Below are 22,533 nucleotides of genomic sequence, written 5' to 3'. Positions count from 1 at the left end.
GAGTAGGACGTTGCTAGGCATACTAAGGTACTGCTGATTTTATCGGTAGTATCTTTTTTATATATTTATATAACATAGAAAGAAAAAATTTGGTCTAAAGAATATCAAATCCAAATAAAGATCAATATCTAGTTCTATAGGAATTACATCACTCCAAAACATGTTGAATCTAATTTAACTGAAAATATTTAATATTTTTTATTCAAAATCACTTGCAAGTTTTTAATATCCTGTTATAATAATGAATATATTAATGATAACATCATAATATTGTTCCGAAGTAGCTCAGTTGGTAGCAGCATCTGACTGTTAATCAGAGGGTCGCAGGTTCGAGTCCTGCCTTCGGAGCCATTTTTTTGTCTGTGCTTCCATAGCTCAGCAGGTAGAGTGCTTCCATGGTAAGGAAGAGGTCACCGGTTCGAGCCCGGTTGGAAGCTTAGAAATTTTTAAAGTGTATAAATAATAATTTCTAAAAAATAAATATTTTTTGTTTTAGGGTTGCAAAACTTATTAAAACATGATAATATAATTCTTGTCCTGTTAAAGACATAAATATTCTTAAATGGCCCCTTGGTCAAGCGGTTAAGACACCGCCCTTTCACGGCGGTAACACGAGTTCGAATCTCGTAGGGGTCACCATTTTTAATAATTACATATTAACATTTTGGAGGATTAGCTCAGCTGGGAGAGCATCTGCCTTACAAGCAGAGGGTCGGCGGTTCGATCCCGTCATCCTCCACCACTGTTTTGGAGGGGTAGCGAAGAGGCTAAACGCGGCGGACTGTAAATCCGCTCCTTCGGGTTCGGCAGTTCGAATCTGCCCCCCTCCACCATTTTGGGGTATAGCCAAGCGGTAAGGCAACGGATTTTGATTCCGTCATGCCCTGGTTCGAATCCAGGTACCCCAGCCATTTTTATGTAATGAGTCATTAGCTCAGTTGGTAGAGCATCTGACTTTTAATCAGAGGGTCGCTGGTTCGAATCCTGCATGACTCATCATTCATAAAATAAAACCTTCTTCTAGAATATTAGAAGAAGGTTTTTTTTGTTTTTTGGGATTTTTTTATATTAAAGAATACTTTTGATCCTTTTTGAAAGAAAATTTTAAATTGAATAAAAATACAAAAAAATGTCGTGTTGAGCCATTCGTATTGCTAACGTTACAATGGGGATAGTTAGCAAAGGGGGAAATAATATGGAAACATTTAAAATCTCAATTATTGGAGTTCCTATGGATTTAGGTCAATTACGTAGAGGCGTTGATATGGGGCCAAGTGCCATTCGGTACGCAGGTGTTGTAGAACGTTTAGAAATGATTGGTCATACAGTTGTAGATGAAGGGGATATCTGTATAGACCATTCTAAAAAAGACCAATCTCAGGATACAACATTACGAAATTTAGATGCAGTAGTTGATGCTAGTACAGAGTTAGCTAACAAGGTACATGAAGTAGTAGTGAGAGGAAGCCTTCCATTAGTGTTGGGTGGCGACCACAGTATTGCAATCGGTACATTGGCAGGAATATCAGATCACTATGAAAATTTAGGGGTTATTTGGTACGATGCTCACGCAGATATGAATACAAGTGAAACTTCACCATCAGGGAACATTCACGGTATGCCATTAGCTGTTAGTATGGGACTTGGCCATGAAAGATTAGTTAATATTAGAGAATTTGCACCAAAAGTAAAACCGGAGAATATTGTTATTATTGGTGCACGTTCGATTGACCAAGGTGAGAAAGAGTTAATTCACAAAAAAGGAATAAAAGTATATACAATGCATGAAATTGATCGCCTTGGCATGACGGATGTTATTCAAGATGCCATCATATATTTAAAAGGTCAGAATGTAGACGGAGTTCATTTATCTCTAGACTTAGATGGTATTGACCCAATCTATACACCAGGTGTTGGAACGCCAGTGCCAGGCGGAATTACGTATAGAGAAAGTCACTTAGCGATGGAAATGTTACAGGAATCAGGTTTAATCACTTCAGCAGAATTTGTAGAGGTAAATCCAATCCTTGACGAAAAAAATAAGACAGCTGACGTGGCCGTTGCTTTAATGGGATCATTATTCGGAGAAAAGCTAGTATAAAAAGATAAAAAGATGAGCGAACTGCTCATCTTTTTTTTACCCAATAATTGTACGAATCGCATGTTATATTAACGTTATTTTCCTTAAATGTATCAAAAGTGAAAAAGTTCCAGAAACAAAAGGAAAGTATTGGTATAATAATAAATAATAAGATTATTAAAAATGTGAAATAAAAATGAAACCAAATGAGGAATCCACTCGTATATAATAGGCAGCCGTATGGCGGAAGGGAAGTCACATGGACGCATTAATCAACAAAAGAATAAGGCAAGTGCTGAAAGGTGATCAACATGCGTATTCAGATATTGTGAGCCTCTATCAGCAAAAAGTATATCAAGTATGCTACCGTATGCTCAATAATCAACATGAAGCAGAAGATATAGCACAGGAAGCTTTTATCCGTGCATATACAAATTTGCACACCTTCGATTTAAATAGAAAATTTTCTACCTGGTTATTTCGTATTGCAACGAATTTGTGTATAGACCGTATAAGAAAAAAGAAACCGGACTATTACTTAGATGCAGAAGTTCCAGGTACGGACGGGCTCGATATGTACTCCCAGATTTCTTCATCAGATCGACTCCCTGAAGAAGAGATTGAAAGAATGGAACAGCAAGAAAGAATTCAATATGAAATTAGTTGCTTACCAGAAAAGTATCGAACCGTCATTATTTTAAAGTATATTGAAGAATTGCCACTGCAAGAAATTAGCGAGATTTTGGATATGCCACTGGGTACTGTAAAAACACGTATTCACCGAGGGCGTGAAGCGCTAAAAAAGCAATTAAGCAATGTGTAAGGGGGGTTCACTATGAGTACATGCCCTGAACATATCGTGCGATACATGCATGAATATCTAGATGGGGATATTAGTCGCGAACATGGGCAAGAGCTGAAGGCGCATATGCGAAATTGTGAGGATTGCCAAAAGCATATGCAAGAGTTAACAAGTACAATCGCGTTCGTGAAAAGTGCAGCCGTTATTACAGCACCTCCAAATTTTGTAGAACAAGTAATGCAAAAGCTTCCTAAAAGAAAAATGCGTACTGGTGTACAACGTTGGTTCCGTCGACACCCAATTTTAGTAGCAGCAGCAATGTTTTGCATTTTTATGAGTGCATCACTCTTTTCAGGTTATAACAACGATCAAGAATTTTCATTTACAAAACAACCTAACTTACAAGTGGAAGGTCAAACTGTAATTGTTCCTGAAGGAGAGACTGTAAAAGGTGACATCGTTGTGAAGAATGGTGATATTGTCGTAAACGGTGAAGTTGACGGGAATATAACCGTTATTAATGGTAAATATATGGCTTCTACTGCAAATGTAACCGGGCAAATCGAGATAGTTGACGAAGCTTTTGAATGGCTTTGGTATAAAATTAAAAGTAGCGCAAAAAGTGCTTGGTCTTTTATCGATAAAAATGAATAAACTAATTGAAAAGTCTACTATCTTAATAGTGGACTTTTTTACTTCGGACGGGCAGAAAGTAAGGTAGTTGTGCTATACTTGACGTATACTTACTCGCTAGAAAAGTGGGGGATCCACATGTCTTTTATTAATGAATTTACACAGTTCACCAACAACCAATGGATAAGAATGGTATTAAACGTCATTGATATTTTATTAGTATGGTTGGTCTTTTATAAAATACTTACATTGATTCGAGGTACAAAGGCCGTTCAGCTTTTAAAAGGTATTTTTGTGATCGTAATCGTTCGAATTATAACCGTTTATTTAGGACTAACTACTTTAGGGTGGATGACGAAACAAGTTATTAATTGGGGCTTCATAGCAATTATTATTATTTTCCAACCTGAATTGCGTAGAGGGTTAGAACAATTAGGACGAGGAAAGTTGTTTGCTCGAAGTAATTTACAAGAGGAAGAGGAACAAGCTCGGTTAATTTCTGCCATGTCTAAGTCAGTTAGTTATATGGCAAAACGTCGTATTGGAGCACTTATTTCAATTGAAAGAGATACAGGATTGAATGATTATATAGAAACTGGTATACCAATGTACTCTGAAATTTCATCAGAGTTAATTATCAATATCTTTATTCCAAATACTCCACTTCATGATGGAGCAGTGATTGTACAAAAAAATAAAATAGCAGCTGCTGCCTGTTATTTACCTCTCTCAGAAAGTCCATTTATTTCAAAAGAACTTGGTACACGTCATCGTGCAGCAATAGGTATTAGTGAAGTAACGGATGCTGTAACAATTATAGTGTCTGAGGAAACAGGTGCTATTAGTTTAACCATAAATGGAGATTTGCATCGTGATTTATCAATTGAAGAGTTTGAATCACGATTACAACGGGTATGGTTTGGGGAAACAACTACAGCAATAGCTACCTCCAAATGGAATTGGAGGGGGGATAAGAAATGATGGATAAACTAGTTGACAGTCCATGGTTTTTACGTATTACAGCTCTCGCATTAACATTTTTAATGTTCTTTACAGTACGATCTGAAACAAGTACAGAAAATAATACAACGACAACCTCCGACAGCCAAACTGCGGTAATTCATGATGTACCTGTAAAAATACTTTACGATAATGAGAACTTAGTTGTTTCAGGTGTTCCACAAACGGTAGATGTTTCTATTAAGGGACCATTAGCTCTTGTATATCAAACTAAAGCATTTAAGGATTATCAAGTTTACTTAGATTTAAGTAAAGCTACAATCGGAAAGCACAAGGTAAAATTTAAATATAAGGGCTTTAACGATAAGCTCAATGTTCAAATTGAACCATCAACAATAAATGTATCTATAGAAGAAAAAGTAACAAGGACGTTTAAAGTAGATCCTGACTTTAACGAAGGCCAATTAGCTTCCAATTATTTTGTGAAAGCAATCACTGCAGATCCTAATGAAGTCACAGTTACTGGTGCTAAAAGTGTAGTCGATAGTATTGCTTATGTTAAAGCAATGGTATCAGGAGAATCAGGAGTTACAGAGTCATTTTCTAAGGATGTCCCAGTAAAAGTGCTGGATCGTGATATGAACAAATTAGATATTACAATTAGCCCTTCAACTGTGCCAGTGAGAGTTGACATTGGGGAGTATAATAAGGAAGTGCCGATTTCATTAAATGTAAAAGGTAGTCCAAAAGATAATTTAAGGGTAAAATCGTTGAAACCTGAGACGAGCCATATTACATTGTTTGGAGCAAAAGATGAATTAGAAAAAATAAATTCATTGCCAGTCGATGTAGATGTTTCAAAATTAAATAAATCTGATAATGTCACAGTTAATTTACCGAAACCAACTGGCGTGACGAAACTATCAATTAATCAATTAACAGTCCATGTGACACTAGATGAATCGCAGCTGAACAACAAAAATGAAATTGATGAAACAACAGGTAATCAAGAAACAACTGGTGCAATGGCATCTACAGCTACTGTTGAAAATGTTAAAGTAAATGTAAAAAATCTTGATAAAGAACAATTCGCAATTGACGAAGAAACCAGTTATTATGTTTCAGTATTTGTTACTGGTGATGAGCAAACAATTGCGAACGTGAAAGCATCGGATATTCAATTATATGTAGATGCAACAAATGTGAAAGAAGGAATGAATACCCTGAAGATATTTGGTAGTAGTCCTTCTGGAACGACATGGAAGGCCACTCCAAGTTCTATTAAATTAAAAGTTAGTCAACTTTCATAAAAAAGTTCGTTAAAAAATTGCAAACAGTTTTGAAGGAGAGAATGACAAAATGGGTAAATATTTCGGAACAGACGGCGTCCGCGGAGTCGCCAATAGTGAGCTAACACCTGAGTTAGCGTTTAAATTGGGACGTTTTGGTGGATACGTTTTAACGAAAGAAACCACAGATCGCCCGAAAGTATTAATAGGACGAGATACTCGTATTTCGGGTGAAATGCTAGAGGGAGCACTTGTTGCGGGTCTATTATCAGTAGGAGCAGAAGTAATGCGTTTAGGTGTCATTAGTACACCAGGTGTTGCCTATTTAACACGTGTTATGAGTGCTCAAGCTGGCGTGATGATTTCAGCATCTCACAATCCTGTGGCAGATAACGGCATTAAATTCTTTGGACCTGATGGCTTTAAACTTTCAGATGCACAAGAAGCAGAAATTGAAACTTTATTAGACCAAGAATATGATGATCTACCTCGCCCTACTGGTGCAGATTTAGGCACAGTGAGCGATTATTTTGAAGGTGGTCAAAAATACATCCAATATTTAAAACAAACAGTATATGAAGATTTTACAGGTATCCATATTGCATTAGATTGTGCTCACGGTGCAACATCTTCTTTAGCGACACATTTATTTGCAGATTTAGAAGCAGACTTATCAACGATGGGGTCTTCACCTAACGGTTTAAATATTAACGATGGTGTTGGTTCAACACATCCAGAAAAACTAGCAAATTTAGTAATTGAAAAAGGTGCGAATATAGGCTTAGCATTTGATGGAGACGGTGATCGATTAATCGCAGTTGACGAAAATGGACAAATTGTCGATGGGGATCAAATTATGTATATCTGTGCAAAGCATTTGCATGAAGAAGGCCTACTAAAGCATGATACAGTCGTATCAACAGTAATGAGCAACATGGGCTTCTACAAAGGTTTAGAAGAACATGGCATGCATAGCGTACAAACAAAAGTAGGTGACCGTTACGTTGTAGAAGCAATGCGTGAAGGAAACTACAATGTTGGTGGAGAACAATCAGGTCATATCGTATTCTTAGATCATAATACAACAGGTGATGGTTTACTTACAGGGTTACAATTAGTCAATACGATGAAAGTAACAGGCAAAAAATTATCAGAACTTGCTTCTGAAATGGCGATCTTCCCTCAAAAATTGATCAATGTTCGTGTTACTGATAAGCATGCTGTAACTGAAAATGAAAAAGTAGCAACAATTATTGCGCAAGTTGAACAAGAAATGAATGGTGATGGACGTATCTTAGTCCGACCTTCAGGTACAGAACCATTAGTTCGCGTTATGGTAGAAGCATCATCAAGTGAACTGTGCGAAACATATTGCACACGAATTGCTGATGTTGTTCGTGCTGAAATGGGATTACAAGACTAGTCTATTTATAAATAATTGGAAAGAAGAATCACATAAGATGAGAAATCCATTTATGTGATTCCTCTACATACTAATCAAGAAGAAAAAAGGAGATATTCTCAAAAGAGATTTTGAGGATATCTCCTTTAAAATATATGTTGGTCATTATGGATAAGAATCAACCGTATCCTAAAGTAAAGCCTTATGTATAAAAGTTTCCAAATATGAAATGTTATAAAGTATAGAATTAAAGTTTACTTTTGCCTAAAGCAGTATAGTAGTACAAAGGGCTCTTTTTTATTAAAAAGTGCAACAAAATTGGCATATGTTGCGTATTATATAATGATTTATTATTTTTTGAAATTGTAAACCTTTTCAATGCATGTTTGTAATTGACTATGGAAAGTGTTTTCAGTATGATGAAAATGCTAATGAATTTAATAGGTCTAACCTTTTATTTTGATTAGTAAATTGCTAAGGAGGATCGTAGTGAAGCATTAAATCGGAAAACAGTTATAGCGCCAGTACTGAAGAAATAGAGCGTAGAATCTTCAGTAGACGAGGTGGAGGAGTATCGAATTTTTCGGCGGATACCTCCCGATCGCCCAATGCCCGATCGTAAGCTTACTTTTAAATAACTCAAGTGATTGAGTAGACAGAGAGAGTAAGAAGGCAAAATAACAGCAGCACGATTTGAGTACTTCGCCTATTTGAGGGGAAGGCTACTTTTATGCGGCTAATTTTGCAAAGTTCGGAGGAAAAATAATATGTGTGGAATCGTAGGTTATAATGGCTTTCTTGATGCCAAAGAAATTTTATTAAAGGGTTTAGAAAAATTAGAATATCGCGGATATGATTCTGCTGGTATTGCGTTAAGTAATGCTGAAGGTGTATCCGTTTTTAAAGAAAAAGGTCGTATTGCAGATTTACGTGAAGTAGTAGATACGACAGTAGAAGCTACTGTTGGAATAGGACATACACGTTGGGCAACACACGGTGTACCAAATCGCCGCAATGCTCACCCACATCAAAGTACTTCAGGTCGTTTCACTTTAGTACACAATGGGGTTTTAGAAAATTATCACTTATTACAAGATGAATTTTTACAAGGTGTTGAGATGCAATCTGAAACAGATACAGAAGTGCTTGTACAACTTGTAGAAAAATTTGTGAAGGACGGCATGACTACGGAAGAAGCTTTCCGTCACACATTGTCACTTTTACACGGTTCTTATGCACTTGCATTATTGGATGCAGAAGATCCAGAGACAATCTTTGTAGCGAAAAACAAAAGCCCATTACTTGTAGGTGTAGGTGAAGGTTTTAATGTTGTTGCATCTGATGCAATGGCTATGTTGCAAGTAACAAACCAATTTATCGAATTACATGACAAAGAAGTTGTTATCGTAACGAAAGAGTCTGTAACAATTAAAAAACTAGATGGAACTGTAGTAGAACGTGCTCCATTTACAGCTGAGCTTGATATGAGCGATATCGAAAAAGGCACATATCCTCACTACATGCTAAAAGAAATTGACGAACAGCCAGGTGTTGTCCGTAAAATTATTCAAGCGTATGAAAATGAAAAGGGCGAATTATCCATTCCTTCTGAAATCGCAGCGGCATTACATGAAGCAGATCGTTTATATATTATTGCTGCAGGCACAAGCTACCATGCTGGCCTTGTAGGAAAGCAATATTTTGAAAAGATTGCAGGCATTCCTGTAGAAGTTCATATTTCAAGTGAATTTGGCTACAACATGCCGCTATTATCGAAAAAACCATTCTTTATCTTCATCTCACAATCAGGCGAAACTGCAGACAGCCGCCAAGTGCTAGTGAAGATTAAAGAACTTGGCTACCCAGCATTAACAATTACAAACGTACCTGGCTCTACTTTATCTCGTGAAGCAGATTACACATTGCTATTACATGCAGGTCCTGAAATTGCCGTAGCATCAACAAAAGCGTACGTTGCTCAAGTGGCAGTGTTAGCAATTGTTGCTTATGTGGAAGCCCAATCACAAGGTAAGCAACTAGACTTTGACCTAAAAGCGGAACTTGCAATTGCTGCAATCGGTATTCAATCAATCGTTGATGATAAGGATGGTTTGAAAAAGATTTCAAATGCATTCTTAGCAACAACACGAAATGCGTTCTTCATTGGTCGTATCGTAGACTTCTACGTAAGTCTTGAAGGTGCATTAAAACTAAAAGAAATCTCTTACATCCAAGCAGAAGGATTTGCAGGTGGCGAACTAAAACACGGTACTATCGCGCTAATTGAAGATGGTACGCCAGTATTCGCTCTAATCACTCAAAAAGACGTGAGCCTAAACCTTCGTGGAAACGTTAAAGAAGTCGTAGCACGTGGCGCAAACCCATGCATCATCTCTATGGAAGGTATGGAAGAAACAGGTGACACAATCGTCCTACCACTAGTGCATCAACTTCTAACACCACTTGTATCTGTAATTGCCCTACAGCTAATTAGCTACTATGCAGCACTATACCGTGGCTGTGATGTGGATAAACCACGTAACTTGGCTAAATCAGTTACGGTTGAGTAGTTTGTTTTTTTAAAGCTGATGTTGATTGACAACAAAGTCGGTTACTGATTTGAAAATTGTCGCTCAACAACATTCATAAAAATTTGATCAAGTAAGACTCAATCCAATTTCAGCGATTGGGTCTTTTTTTTTCCATGGATGATAAGGAAAATAGATTGTGGAAGAATGTACTTAAAGTAACGAAGAAGGTTAGTGAAAGAAGGAATTCGCTTTTAAAACTAGAATTCACATTTGCAACCCTTTTTAGGTGAAAATAATCGATATTATATAGATATAACAATTATCGCTCTACATAAATACCGTCCGGACGGTATAGTAAATTTAAAGTGAGTGAATAACTCATTTCCGACTGATAATGGAGGTCATTTTTGATGAGCAACTCAAAACGTAAAGAAATATTAGCAGCTGCTGCTTTTATTATTGAGAATTATGGTATGGAAAAATTGACATTAGAGGCTGTCGCGAAACAGGCTGGTATCAGTAAAGGAGGATTACTCTATCATTTTCCTAATAAGGACGCAATTATAAAAGGTATGATTGATGAATATTCGTCAGCATTTTTAATGGATATTCGGGATAAGGTAAGCAATTCTTCGGAATCCATAGGAAAATGGCATCGTGCTTACTTGGAATCAGCAATAAACGATACGGCTTTATCAAACGGGCTTGTTTCTGCATATATCGCAACTTTGTTTAGTAACCCACTTCTTCTTTCCAAGTTCCAAAGTGATTGTCAAGAATTATTCGAAGAAATGGAAAAGGATGGAATCAATCTAATAAAGGCTACAATTATTAGATTAGCCATCGATGGATTATGCTATTCGGAAATTTTTAAGGTAGGGAAGATTGATGAAGGCTTAAAACAAAAAGTAATTAAACAATTAATAAGTTGGACTAAAGAATATGAGTGAAAAATTAAAGTTGAATATTAAATAATTTCCTTTATAACTTCAAGGAGGATAAAAATGAGAGAAGAACAGACAGGCGGGATTCCACAACCCAAAACATTTGGACCACTCGGCAACTACCTTTTTTCGACATGAGTCAACCTACTATGTTCTAATAATGACTTTGTTGATATTCGAGGAATTTTACAGCTGTGGGTATCAAATGAATTGAGTGAAAAACCGGAATTATTGGGTACCTTCTTCCCAACATTTAGTCGACATGTTTAACTAGTGTATGAGTACAATTTCGATAGGAAATACTAGCTCTTTCATTGTAAACTCTAGTATAGTTATATCGGCATTATTAATATTATGTGTATTTCAAATGAATATAGTTACTTAATGCGAGTAGATAGAGTTTAATTTATATGAAAAAGTGGTGGATTTTATTTTGAATGAGAAGTATTTTAAAATAATCGGATTACTGGTTTATGGCTTAGTTCTAAGTGGAATAATCGGTTTTATATCTTCTGTTTTTTTGATTTTAGTTAATGGCTTGGCAGATTTTTTATGGAATGACCTATCCAATACCTTAAAAGTACCCGCTATTTATACATTATTATTATGTATTTTTGGTGGTGTTTTAGTAGGTGTTAGCAGGTATAAGTGGGGGAACTTACCTAAAACTGCTAATGATGCTATCGTTGAATTAAAAACAACTCAAAGAATGGACTATTCAAATATATATATCAATTTTTTAATTGCTTTTTTAATTTTAATCTTTGGTGCAAGTGTAGGTCCTGCAGCAGCCGTATTAAGTTCTGTTATTGCGTTATCGGTATGGCAGGGAGATAAAATGCGTTACTTTTATTTTTCCTACAACGAATTGAAAAAGGAATCTTGGTTAATTAGGCTAAAAAAATTAGCTTTACCTCATAAATACCTTATTCCCTATAATCCTGATCAGGCTCCTAAAGAGAAAAAACTACTATTATTTAAGAAATTATTCTATATGTTGTTTATCGTTAACGGTATAGTGACCTTTATGTTTTTCATGAAAATATCAGATCAGCCCCCTTTTGTATCAAAGTTAGGGGAAACTAATTGGGGTTTGGATGAATTGTTTCTTTTTATTCCTTTAGTTTTGTTTGGTATTTTGTTTAGTAAACTTTATAAACTAATGGAAATAGCGATGAATAAACTCTTTTCTAAAATAAACAATAAAATTATTTTAAGTGCTGTTATCGGTGGTATTGGTATTGGTTTAATGTCTTTAATCGCTCCTAATCTACTTTTTTCGGGCCAACTTTCTATGCGAGACTTGCCTAGTTTAGTACCGACACTTTCGATTGCTACTTTAATTTTGGGTTCTGTTTTAAAACTGATTTTTTTGGAGTTTTGTTTAAAGTCAGGTTGGGTTGGTGGAAATGTTTTACCAGTTATATTTGCTTCCATTTTACAAGGCTACGCTATCGCGACTATTTTTCCACAACTAGATATGCTCTATATCGTAGCTGTTATAGGTTGTAGTGCTTCGATTGCTATTTTAAAGACACCTTTACTAGTAGGAGTGGCTCTAATGCTATTTTTCCCGAAAGAGTTAGCCCCGGTTATATTAATCATTGTGGCTTTATTTATTTGGTTAAGTAAAATGAGAAAAAAATTGCCGAAAAAAATAACTGCTTAATTTCAGTTGGAGATTCTGGTTCGAACATAGTCTGGATAGTGCGCTCATTATAAAATATTGAATACAACTTAAGTGTGAAGTGAAAAACTGGTTAGAATTTCTAACCAGTTTTTTTATTTTAGTGTCCTATGTACAAATATTTGTAAAAATAAAATTACAAATGTATCTTATTTTAGTTTTTATTGTATACAAAGTGAAATATTTGTAATACAATTGTAACATAAATAAGAGGATTACTTATCTAACTTTAAAAATAAGGTGGAATTTCAATGAATAATTTAACTAAAACAAAAAAGGTATTAATCGCTACTACACTTTCTGTAGCACTGTTAAATGGAGTAAGTAATGTAAGTTTTGCATCTGCTGTTGATCATAAAACTAATAATTCTAATCATCAAACTAAAGAGTCTAAACAAGCAGCTAGTTTAAAACAAGTTATGAAACTAGCAAAAAAAGGTGAAAATAAACACGATAAAGCTGTACTAGCAATTCGTTTAAATACAGTAAAAGAGACTTTAGGAAAACCAGCAAAAGAAATTGAATATAAGGGAGCACATTTTGTTACATATAAAGCTGGAAATTATGAACTAAATTTTGAATTCCCTAGTGTATACAGTTATACGAATGATAAAAATCCGAAAGTAACAAGTTATAATGTCCATCAGACAAAAGCATCTAAACAAGCAGCTAGTTTAAAACAAGTAATGAAACTAGCAAAAAAAGGTGAAAATAAACACGATAAAGCTGTACTAGCAATTCGTTTAAACACTGTAAAAGAAACTTTAGGAAAACCGGCAAAAGAAATTGAATATAAGGGAGCGCATCTTGTTACATATAAAGCTGGAAAATATGAACTAACGTTTGAATTCCCTAGTATATACAGTTATACGAATGATAAAAATCCAAAAGTAGTTAGTTATAATGTCCATCAGACAAAAGCATCTAAACAAGCATCTAGTTTACAGCAAGTAATGAAATTAGCAAAAAAAGGTGAAAATAAACACGATAAAGCTGTACTAGCAATTCGTTTAAATACAGTAAAAGCGACTTTAGGAAAACCAGCAAAAGAAATTGAATATAAAGGAGCACATCTTGTTACGTATAAGGCTGGAAATTATAAACTAACGTTTGAATTCCCTAGTTTATACAGTTACACGAATGATAAAAATCCAAAAGTAGTTAGTTATAATGTTTATAAGTAATAATTTTTAATCAAGTGAAGATTAGCTAAATAAAAATTCTTTAACTAAAAATGAGATGTTTCTTATTAAGAAACATCTCATTTATATTTATCCTTTAATTTTTAGTAATCTTATTGCATTTAAAATAACGATTAATGCAGCACCTGTATCACTTAAAACAGCCATCCAAAGTGTCAGTGAACCTGTAAAGATCAAGACTAGTGCAATGACTTTAATAATGATACTGAACCAAATGTTTTGTTTAATAATTGTTAGAGATTTTCTACTTAGCTTCATTGTGTGAGGAAGTTTATCCAGATTATCTGCCATTAACACGATATCAGCTGTTTCCATTGCAGTGTCAGTTCCTGCACCACCCATAGCTATACCTAAATCTGCTGTTGCGAGTGCTGGAGCATCATTAATACCGTCTCCAACCATTGCCACTTTATATCCTTCGTTTTGCAATTTCTTGATGGCAGATACTTTATCTTCTGGGAGTAATCCAGCGAAATAACGATTCACATTCGCCTCTGAAGCAATCAATTTTGCAGTTCCCTCGTTATCCCCCGTCAACATAACTGTTTGGCTTACTCCACTTTGTTTTAAAGCATTTAAAGCTGAAACTGTTGTTTTACGGATTGTATCTGAAACCGTAATAATCCCGATAATCTCACTCTGTTGTCCTATAATTACAACGGTTTTCCCTTTGTTTTGCATCTCTTGAACTTGATTTTTTAATGAATCACTAATTTTTTCGAATAACTTTAAATTACCAGCGTAATAAATTTCACCTTCAATGGTTGCTTGAACGCCTTTACCAACGATATTTTTGAATGACTCACCATTCTTAGGTTGAATTCCTTTTTCGATAGCATATCGAACGATCGATTTAGCGATAGGGTGTGTTGAGTAATCTTCTAATGTGAATGCTATTGAAAGCAATTCTTCTTCTGTTACCGATAAAGCTTTAATTTCTGATACTTTAGGCTTTCCTTCAGTCAAGGTTCCTGTTTTGTCAAAAGCAATCGCATTAATGACACCTGCTTTTTCTAAGAAAGTACCGCCTTTAATTAAAACCCCGTTCTTCGCAGCGTTACCAATCGCTGATACGATTGCAACAGGAGTAGAAATAACTAAAGCACAAGGACAAGCTACAACTAGTAGTTCTAGACCTTTATAAAACCATTCTCCCCAAGTACCCAATCCAAATAGGGGAGGCAGCACCATCATTACTAACGCTAAAATGAATACAATCGGTGTGTAAATACTTGCAAATTTATCTACAAACGCTTCTGTTGGTGCTTTTTGTTCTTGTGCATCTTCAACCAAATGAATAATTTTTGAAATAGTTGTATCTTCTACTAACTTTGTGATTTTAATTGTAAGGGAACCATGTTCATTGATTGTTCCTGCATACACAGTATCACCAATTGTTTTATCAACAGGAATCGATTCTCCTGTAATAGGAGCCTGATTAATACTTGATTCACCTTGAATGATTTCACCATCTAATGGAATTTTATCTCCAGGTTTAACAATGATCATTTCACCAACTGTAATATTCTCAACAGGTTTTTTGATAATCTCTGAACCCATTTGGACCCAAGCTTCTTGAGGAGCTAAATCCATAAGATTACGAATTGAATTTCTTGTTCGTTCAATTGATTTTGTTTGTAGGAAATTACCGATGGCAAATAACCAGACAACAGTAGCTCCTTCAAACCATTCTCCAATAATAGCAGCACCAATAGCTGCAGCAGACATGAGAACATTCATATCCAGTGAACGACTTTTTATGGAATAAAATGCACTCTTTACAGGTTTAAATCCACTGATGATCATCGCAATGGCATATAGAATTGTGGATATCCATGTAGAAATATTATATAAAGATCCAATAAAACCAAGAGCAATTAAAATACCTGAAAATACGATTAGGTTATTTTCACCTTTAATTTTTTTCTTCTCTGCCACTTTATTTACTGAGGATAATGAAGCCTTGTAACCAATTTTTGATACCTCAGAAATAATGTCATCCACATTACCCGAATGTTCGATTTTCAGTTTCCCAGTTGAAAAGTTAACACTGGCACTTTTTACGTAATCAAGGGTGTTTAAGTGATTTTCAATACTCTTAGCACAGCTACTACAGTCCATACCTGTAATATCATACGTTTTAATATTGCTTTTCTGCTTTAATAGCTCTGCAGAATATCCAAGTTTTTTAATTTCACTCTCAATAGGGATGAATGCATCAAGGTTAGTAGCAGCCACCTGCATTTTGGCAGTACTAAAGTTAACTGTGACCTCACTAATATCCTTTAGTTTACTTAAACCTTTTTCAATGGTTTTAGCACATGCTGCACAATCCATTCCATACACTCTATATGCCATCTTTTCTACAGAAGAAATTGAATTAGAATTTGCTTCTTCTGTAGATTGTTCATGATCACAACAAGAGTTTGATGTTACTGAACAATTATCAATTTCTTGATTAGTCTTAGAAGGGGAAGTGCTACAGCAATTTGTTTTTTCTAATTTATTTACCGAATCCTTTGATGAATTATTGCTACAACAACTATCTCCTTCTTGTTTTGTATTTAATTTTTCAGAAGAGCTACAACAACTATCTTTATTATTATCAGTTGGTTTATTTGAGCCACAACTTTGATCAGCCAATTTAATCACTCCTAGTCTATATGGTGTTTACAACATGCTACATCAGTTTGAACATCCTCAAGAACTACATCGAACATTGTTAATAAATCTCTAATTTCTTGATTTCTTAAACCGTAATAACAATATTTTCCTTCATTTCTTCCAATGATAATTCCACAACCTTTTAAACAGGCAAGGTGTTGTGAAATGTTCGACTGATTTCCTTTAATTTCTTCTACAATTTGAGAAACAGTTTTTTCTTGATTTTTGATACTTTCTAAAATTTGAATCCTTGTTTTATTAGAAAATCCATGAATTAGTTTGGCTTTCATGTCTACATTTGCAGTCTTCATACTTTTCCTCCTAACATATTAGCCAAGACTAATGTGTTTTGTTATTATTATATTAGTTCTGACTAATATGTGTGTCAATAAAAAAAATTATAACTAAGTTGGAAAAGAAAAAAAGAATGAAGGAGCTAAAGAAGGATGAGAAAAGGATACATAACATTATGCCTTTTATTAATTGCAACAGTATTGTTAACTGCGTGTGGTAATAAATTTGAGGCTGAAACAGACTGGAAAGTTGAAAATTTCCACTCTACGAATCAAAATGGCGATAAAGTTTCTTTAGATACCTTAAAAGGGAAGCCTTGGCTTGCAATGTTTATCTTTACAAATTGCGAAACAGTTTGTCCCCCGATGACAGCGAATATGACGGATATTCAAAAAGCATTTGAGGAGAAGGGTTTGAAAGACTATAACATAGTTGGCTTTAGTATCGACCCAGAAAACGATTCACCAAAAGCGTTAAAAAAATATTTGGCGCAGTATCCAGTACCAGATGATTCAAAATGGAATTTACTTACTGGTTATTCTCAAGATGATATTGCTGATTTAGCAAGAAAGTCCTTCAAGACAGTAGTAAAGGATGATCCAAATTCTAACCAGGTAATTCATGGTACGAGCTTTTATTTAGTAAATCAAGAGGGTACAGTTGTGAAAAGCTATAGTGGCTATCAAAATGTAGCTTTGGATACTATTGCAACGGATATGGAAGCATTAATTGAGGATGGAAAATAATTTATATTTTTTCAAATGAACTTTCTAAAAATAACTATTATTAGTCAAACTAACAGGGGGCGTTGATCCAAGAAGGATTAATGCTCTTTTTTGTTAAAGTTATGGAGCTTAAAGGGAGAATAGGTAAATAAGAAGGAATAAAAATAACCCATTCGTTTGAATGAGTTAATTATTTTTCAAATAATATTCCAAAATGATAGGGAGGAAGTTGAACTTGTTTAATTAATTTTAATCCTGAATATTTCCCCCACTTAATAATGTCTTCTGGTTTAGGACGAATATCTAATGATGGACCTCTTGGTGTGTCTTCATAAATCCAATGGATAACTCCAATTTTCCCACCTTTCTTTAGAAGTTTTATAGATTGCCCAATTAATTTAAGGGGTTCTTCACAATGAAGGATATTAAACATGGTGATATAGTCAGCATCTTGAAACATGCTCATCGTGTTATTATCAAAATTTGAAATATCTCCGTTAAATAAATGGATGTTTGCGATATTGTTGTCCTCGCCCCGTTGTTTGCATAAAGTTAAATAGTCTTTGTCAATATCAACACCTATTGCTACTCCAGAAATTATTTTAGATGCAGGAATTAAAAAAGTACCATATCCACAACCTATATCAATAAATTTCTTAATATCATTCGTTACTTCTAATGATTGTAATATTTGTTGGGGGTTAAAAAATTCTTCCCATATTTCTTCATTGGGCATTCCTGATTCTCTATATTTCATATAATTAAACTCCCATCATGTACTATGTATTATTATCTTAATAGAAGTTTGCTGCGTCAAACTTCATTTGTTTTAAGGGTTGCATTTCTAAAAGAACGTTTTTACTAAAACGAGCAGCATAGTTCATTGAATTTAATTTAAAATTTCCTTTACTCTGTACCATAGTACAGGGTTTATAATTTATATGGGGTGATTAGTTGAGGTATCGTATTAGTGAACTTGCTGAGAAGTGTAGTATCAATAAAGAAACAATCAGATATTACGAAAGGATAGGATTACTATCTGAACCATCCCGTACAAATGCAGGTTATAGGGTTTATTCAGATGATACTGTTAATCGAATACATTTTATCAAACGAATACAAGACTTAGGGTTTTCTTTAACAGAAATAAATAAATTACTTGGAGTTGTTGATAAAGATAATGAACGATGTAGGGATATATATGACTTTGTAATCCAAAAAATAGATGAAGTACAAAATAAAATTAGAGATTTAAAACGAATCGAACACATGCTTATTAATTTGAAAGAATGTTGTCCTGATGAAAAATCTCTACATGAATGTCCTATTATTGAAACTTTAATGAGTAATGAGTAAAGGTGGGAGAAAGATGGATTGTTGTAGTAGCAACCTTAAAGAAGCAAAGATTGAAAATGATGGTGTTTGTCCATCATGTAAAAATAAAGCTAAAAATGTAAAATTGATTACACTAAAATCATTGCTTAAACCATCTGCATTAGAAACGTTAAATGCTAAAATGGATTATTATTTTTGTTCGATGGAAGAGTGTGATGTAGTTTATTTTAATGCCAATAATGAAAAGTACCTTGTATCGGATATAAAGGTACCAGTACATCAAAAAGATGCCTCAACAGCTACACCTATTTGCTATTGCTTTGATTGGACAAAAGAGAAAATTGGGGAATATTTAAATCAAGAATTTTCCCCAGATCCAATTGAAAATATTCGAATAAACATAAAGGAAAACAGATGTGGTTGTGAGGTAAATAATCCTCAAGGTAGTTGTTGTTTAGGAAATGTTACAAAGTATGTAAAAAGCATAAAAAAGTAATATGAATTCTCAACTAACCAGCTAATAGAATGTAGAGAAAAACATTTAAAATCAAAAATTATAATCGTAATTAAGGGAATTCACCCCCTAATTACGATTTTTTTATAGAAATAAATAGAGTATATTTTATATATAATTGGAAATCCATAGAAAGTAGGTGGAAATTAAGAATGAAAGTATTAATCATAGATGATGAAGAAAAAATTACAAATGTATTGGCATCTTATTTTGAAAAGAATGGTGATACCATTTATGTTGCGCATACAGGTGAAACAGCAATTCAAATAGTGGATAAGGTGCCTCTAGATATGATTATTTTAGATTTAATGTTACCAGATATGGCAGGGGAGGATTTGTGCGAATACGTAAAGTTGAATTATGAAATTCCAGTCATAATGCTAACGGCAAAAGTCTCAATTGATGATAAATTAAAGGGATTTGAGATAGGTGCTGATGATTATGTAGTAAAACCATTTCACCCTAAGGAAATATTAGTGAGAGCTGAAAGGCTATTACCTAATTCACACAAAAAGCAAATGATCCAATTTGGACAGCTAAAAATTTACAAGGATGAAAGACGAATATTATTAAATCAAGAAAGTATTCAGCTAACACAGCATGAATTTAGTATTTTACTGCTATTAGTTGAAAATCCTAAAAAAGTTTTTAGCCGAGATGATATTATAAAAAAAGTTTTTGGATTTGATACAGATATTAATCCTCGTGTTGTTGACCAGCATATTAAGAATATCCGCAAAAAAATAAAGAATGAATATATACAAACCGTTTTTGGTCTTGGTTATAAGATGGATGAAAAGGTTGTGGAAAATGAAATTTAACATAAAAGTTGCATTCATCATAGCGATTTTCACTTTAAGCATGCTTTTAATTATCACGGGTATTTTGCTTTATAAAGGTCATGAACATTTAATGATGCTCCATATCACTGATTCTCAAGAAGTCATACACCATTTTGACATGGCATTAAGAGAAACTGCATTTTGGTCTATAGCACTATTACTCATCGTTATACTAATTTCTAGTTTATTAATTGCTCGTGCATTAGCAAGACCCGTTCAGGAAATGAATAATTTTGCCTTATTCCTTGTTCAAGGAAAACGTAACTTAAGGATCAACTATACAGTCGATGATCAGATTGGCCAATTAGGACAATCCTTATTAAAACTAGATGAAACATTAAGAACTTATGAGCTTCGACGAAAGGAAATGACCCAAGATCTTGCTCATGAAATTCGAAATCCACTAGCATCGCTTAAAAGTTATTTAAGTGCATTCGAAGATGGTGTTTGGACAGCTACTCCAGAACGTTTGCAGGCTTGTGTTGAAGAAATTGATCGACTCATAATCCTTGTTGGTGAATTGGATACCTTAAACGATATTAATAGCCCTACATTTAAAGTAGTTAAGAAAGAACAAACAATAGCAAATCTAATAGAGAAATCTGTGATTGGAATTGCAAGTGAGTTACTTGAAAAAGAAATACAACTAGAATTGGAATTAGATCAGACTATCCATGCACATGTAGACGAGCTTAGATTGAATCAAATTCTTCATAATATTATTAAAAATGCCATGCACCATGTTCAAAGAGAAGGCTCTATTTTTATCAAATTATATAAAGAAAGGAACTACTTTAAGATTCGTATACACGATAACGGAATAGGTATGGATTTAGAAACAAGTAAAAAGATCTTTGAGCGAAATTATCGGGGGAAAAACCTCTATACTGGCAGTGGAATTGGGATGACAATAACCAAGAAACTTGTTGAGGCACATGGAGGTACGATTTCAGTAAAAAGTCACATAAATGAAGGAACGACTTTTTATATAAAGATGCCTCTTTCTACATAATTTCTACACAACTGTTTTGTATGATGATTGCGAAAGGATGTGTTGATGTATGAAGAAGGTGGCACTTGCGAGTATTATTGTTAGTCTAGGGTTACTCGGTGCATGTAGTCAAGGTAGTGATAATTCTTCCAATAAGGATATGAAGGGAATGGATCATTCCTCTATGAATATGGGCGGGATGAATCATTCTTCTATGGATATGGAAGGCATGAGCCATGAATCAATGACTGAATTAAAAAGTAGTCTGGGAGAAAATGAATTAACTTTTCCGCATGTATTAAAACCAGATCAAATGATTAACAATACCATTTCATATACAATTCGAGCTCAACAAGGTACCTCTGAAATATTTGATGGAATTAAAACAAAAACATATGGTTATAACGGCGATTTTCTAGGGCCTGTAATTCGAGTGCAAAAAGGAATGAACGTTACAATTCATTTAGTGAATGATTTACAAGAAGATACAACTTTTCATTGGCATGGACTTGAAATACCTGGAAACGAAGATGGAGGGCCACATAAAGTATTAAAACCAGGAGAAACAGAGACTATTCACTTTACCGTTCAGCAAGATGCAGCAACACTTTGGTTCCATCCACATCCAATGCATGAAACAGGAAAACAAGTATTTAAGGGCTTAGCAGGATTACTTTATATTGATGATAAGAATAGTGAAACGTTGAACATTCCTAAAACATATGGTGTAGATGATTTGCCAATTATTCTACAAGATAAAACGTTCACAGCTGATAAACAACTTGATTATGACAAAGTAATGAACGAAGACGGTACTACAGGGAATACGCTTCTGATTAATGGAGTTGTAGACCCAAAATTATCAGTAGACCGAAAAAAAGTTCGCTTACGTTTTTTAAATGGTTCCAATATGAGAAGTTATATGCTGCATTTTAGTAATGATATGGAATTCCAACAAATTGCTAGTGACGGTGGCTTCTTAAATGAACCAAATACAACAAAAGAGATTGAAGTTGCACCTGGTGAACGAGCTGAAGTAATTGTAGATTTAACAAAAGTGAATGGAAATGAAGTTTCTCTAGTAAACGAAGATAACAAAACAATTTTGCCAATTCATTTAAAAGGAACAGTAAATAATTCCGAAACAACAGAAACTATAAAGCAATTAAATTCCATTAAAGCTACCGATGAATTGAAAAATAAAAAGGTCACTAAAACAATAAAATTGGCTGGTATGATGAACAATGTGACCATTAATAATAAGAAGTTTGATCCAAATAGAATAGATTTCACACAAAAACAAAATGAAACTGAAGTTTGGGAAATAGAAAATGTAAAAGATGTAATGGGGGGGATGAACCATCCATTCCACATTCATGGAACACAATTCCGAGTTATTTCAATTGATGGTAAAGAACCGCCGGCAAATTTATCAGGTCTAAAAGATACTATTTCATTAAAGCCGGGGCAAAAGGCAAAAATTGCTGTTAAGTTTACGCAAAAAGGGATCTATATGTACCATTGTCATATTCTTGAACATGAAGATAATGGTATGATGGGACAAATTAAGGTGGAATAAATAAACAATATATTTAGAAATACAAAGCATGAAGCTATTTTGAATTAACTTTTTTCAAA

The 22,533-nt window shown here is 34.2% G+C and carries 19 protein-coding genes and 7 tRNA genes; 23 read left to right on the top strand and 3 right to left on the bottom strand.

Annotated elements, in window-relative coordinates:
* Nucleotides 1-274 precede the first annotated feature (274 nt).
* From ABE048_RS17745 to ABE048_RS17665, 17 genes are all read left to right on the top strand, one after another.
* Nucleotides 275-351: transfer RNA gene (locus ABE048_RS17745), tRNA-Asn, on the top strand.
* A gap of 13 nt (nt 352-364) precedes the next feature.
* Nucleotides 365-437 (top strand) — tRNA-Thr (locus ABE048_RS17740).
* A 127-nt stretch (nt 438-564) separates the two neighbouring features.
* A tRNA-Glu gene (locus tag ABE048_RS17735) sits at nt 565-639 on the top strand.
* Nucleotides 640-666: 27 nt separating this feature from the next.
* Nucleotides 667-742, top strand: a tRNA-Val gene (locus tag ABE048_RS17730).
* A 7-nt stretch (nt 743-749) separates the two neighbouring features.
* A tRNA-Tyr gene (locus tag ABE048_RS17725) sits at nt 750-833 on the top strand.
* Between the two features lie 3 nt (nt 834-836).
* A tRNA-Gln gene (locus ABE048_RS17720) sits at nt 837-911 on the top strand.
* A 12-nt stretch (nt 912-923) separates the two neighbouring features.
* Nucleotides 924-996, top strand: a tRNA-Lys gene (locus ABE048_RS17715).
* Between the two features lie 199 nt (nt 997-1,195).
* On the top strand, nt 1,196-2,101 hold the full coding sequence (rocF, locus tag ABE048_RS17710) for an arginase (protein ID WP_430312601.1): 906 nt from the start codon (nt 1,196-1,198) through the stop codon (nt 2,099-2,101).
* A gap of 238 nt (nt 2,102-2,339) precedes the next feature.
* On the top strand, nt 2,340-2,903 hold the full coding sequence (gene sigW / locus ABE048_RS17705; protein ID WP_430312600.1) for an RNA polymerase sigma factor SigW: 564 nt from the start codon (nt 2,340-2,342) through the stop codon (nt 2,901-2,903).
* A 12-nt stretch (nt 2,904-2,915) separates the two neighbouring features.
* The gene (locus ABE048_RS17700; RefSeq protein WP_430312598.1) at nt 2,916-3,536 is read left to right on the top strand and encodes a zf-HC2 domain-containing protein; all 621 of its coding nucleotides are present in this window, start codon (nt 2,916-2,918) and stop codon (nt 3,534-3,536) included.
* 117 nt (nt 3,537-3,653) lie between these two features.
* Nucleotides 3,654-4,496, top strand: a complete 843-nt coding sequence (gene cdaA, locus ABE048_RS17695) for a diadenylate cyclase CdaA (protein ID WP_430312597.1) — start codon at nt 3,654-3,656, stop codon at nt 4,494-4,496.
* Nucleotides 4,493-5,785 (top strand): CdaR family protein, encoded by a 1,293-nt coding sequence (locus ABE048_RS17690; protein ID WP_430312596.1) that lies wholly within the window; start codon nt 4,493-4,495, stop codon nt 5,783-5,785. The genes cdaA and ABE048_RS17690 overlap by 4 nt, the downstream gene beginning before the upstream one ends.
* 49 nt (nt 5,786-5,834) lie before the next feature.
* Nucleotides 5,835-7,187 (top strand): phosphoglucosamine mutase, encoded by a 1,353-nt coding sequence (gene glmM, locus ABE048_RS17685; protein WP_430312595.1) that lies wholly within the window; start codon nt 5,835-5,837, stop codon nt 7,185-7,187.
* Between the two features lie 746 nt (nt 7,188-7,933).
* Nucleotides 7,934-9,736 (top strand): glutamine--fructose-6-phosphate transaminase (isomerizing), encoded by a 1,803-nt coding sequence (gene glmS / locus ABE048_RS17680; protein ID WP_430312594.1) that lies wholly within the window; start codon nt 7,934-7,936, stop codon nt 9,734-9,736.
* A gap of 371 nt (nt 9,737-10,107) precedes the next feature.
* The gene (locus ABE048_RS17675; protein WP_430312593.1) at nt 10,108-10,647 is read left to right on the top strand and encodes a TetR/AcrR family transcriptional regulator; all 540 of its coding nucleotides are present in this window, start codon (nt 10,108-10,110) and stop codon (nt 10,645-10,647) included.
* Nucleotides 10,648-11,074: 427 nt separating this feature from the next.
* The gene (locus ABE048_RS17670) at nt 11,075-12,310 is read left to right on the top strand and encodes a chloride channel protein (protein ID WP_430312592.1); all 1,236 of its coding nucleotides are present in this window, start codon (nt 11,075-11,077) and stop codon (nt 12,308-12,310) included.
* Between the two features lie 269 nt (nt 12,311-12,579).
* Nucleotides 12,580-13,512, top strand: a complete 933-nt coding sequence (locus ABE048_RS17665) for a DUF4309 domain-containing protein (protein WP_430312591.1) — start codon at nt 12,580-12,582, stop codon at nt 13,510-13,512.
* A gap of 87 nt (nt 13,513-13,599) precedes the next feature.
* On the opposite strand, the gene ABE048_RS17660 is transcribed toward ABE048_RS17665, so the two are convergent.
* Together ABE048_RS17660 and ABE048_RS17655 are read right to left on the bottom strand one after the other, a co-directional pair.
* Nucleotides 13,600-16,173 (bottom strand): heavy metal translocating P-type ATPase, encoded by a 2,574-nt coding sequence (locus ABE048_RS17660; RefSeq protein ID WP_430312590.1) that lies wholly within the window; start codon nt 16,171-16,173, stop codon nt 13,600-13,602.
* Between the two features lie 11 nt (nt 16,174-16,184).
* Nucleotides 16,185-16,505 carry an ArsR/SmtB family transcription factor gene (locus tag ABE048_RS17655; protein WP_430312589.1) on the bottom strand — a complete coding sequence of 107 codons (321 nt, stop codon included), beginning with the start codon at nt 16,503-16,505 and terminating at the stop codon, nt 16,185-16,187.
* A gap of 135 nt (nt 16,506-16,640) precedes the next feature.
* Between ABE048_RS17655 and ABE048_RS17650 the strand changes: the two genes are divergently transcribed.
* On the top strand, nt 16,641-17,234 hold the full coding sequence (locus ABE048_RS17650) for an SCO family protein (protein WP_430312588.1): 594 nt from the start codon (nt 16,641-16,643) through the stop codon (nt 17,232-17,234).
* 169 nt (nt 17,235-17,403) lie between these two features.
* Here the strand turns inward: ABE048_RS17650 and ABE048_RS17645 are convergent, their stop codons facing one another.
* Nucleotides 17,404-17,970, bottom strand: a complete 567-nt coding sequence (locus ABE048_RS17645) for a class I SAM-dependent methyltransferase (RefSeq protein ID WP_430312587.1) — start codon at nt 17,968-17,970, stop codon at nt 17,404-17,406.
* A gap of 197 nt (nt 17,971-18,167) precedes the next feature.
* Between ABE048_RS17645 and merR the strand changes: the two genes are divergently transcribed.
* The 5 genes from merR to ABE048_RS17620 all read left to right on the top strand — a co-directional run bounded on the left by merR (nt 18,168) and on the right by ABE048_RS17620 (nt 22,474).
* Nucleotides 18,168-18,569 (top strand): Hg(II)-responsive transcriptional regulator, encoded by a 402-nt coding sequence (gene merR, locus ABE048_RS17640; protein ID WP_430312586.1) that lies wholly within the window; start codon nt 18,168-18,170, stop codon nt 18,567-18,569.
* A 13-nt stretch (nt 18,570-18,582) separates the two neighbouring features.
* Nucleotides 18,583-19,044, top strand: a complete 462-nt coding sequence (locus tag ABE048_RS17635) for a putative iron-sulfur cluster-binding metallochaperone (protein ID WP_430312585.1) — start codon at nt 18,583-18,585, stop codon at nt 19,042-19,044.
* A gap of 170 nt (nt 19,045-19,214) precedes the next feature.
* Entirely contained in the window at nt 19,215-19,883 is a 669-nt protein-coding gene (locus tag ABE048_RS17630) for a response regulator transcription factor (RefSeq protein WP_430312584.1), read from the top strand.
* Nucleotides 19,873-20,916, top strand: a complete 1,044-nt coding sequence (locus ABE048_RS17625; protein ID WP_430312583.1) for a sensor histidine kinase — start codon at nt 19,873-19,875, stop codon at nt 20,914-20,916. The genes ABE048_RS17630 and ABE048_RS17625 overlap by 11 nt, the downstream gene beginning before the upstream one ends.
* A gap of 49 nt (nt 20,917-20,965) precedes the next feature.
* The gene (locus tag ABE048_RS17620; protein ID WP_430312582.1) at nt 20,966-22,474 is read left to right on the top strand and encodes a multicopper oxidase domain-containing protein; all 1,509 of its coding nucleotides are present in this window, start codon (nt 20,966-20,968) and stop codon (nt 22,472-22,474) included.
* Nucleotides 22,475-22,533: the final 59 nt, after the last annotated feature.

Origin of the sequence: Rummeliibacillus pycnus (assembly GCF_050459865.1) — a bacterium.
GTDB lineage: Bacteria > Bacillota > Bacilli > Bacillales_A > Planococcaceae > Rummeliibacillus > Rummeliibacillus pycnus_B.
The sequence above is the reverse complement of the archived record's forward strand: the minus strand, read 5'-3'. Positions and strand labels throughout refer to the sequence as shown.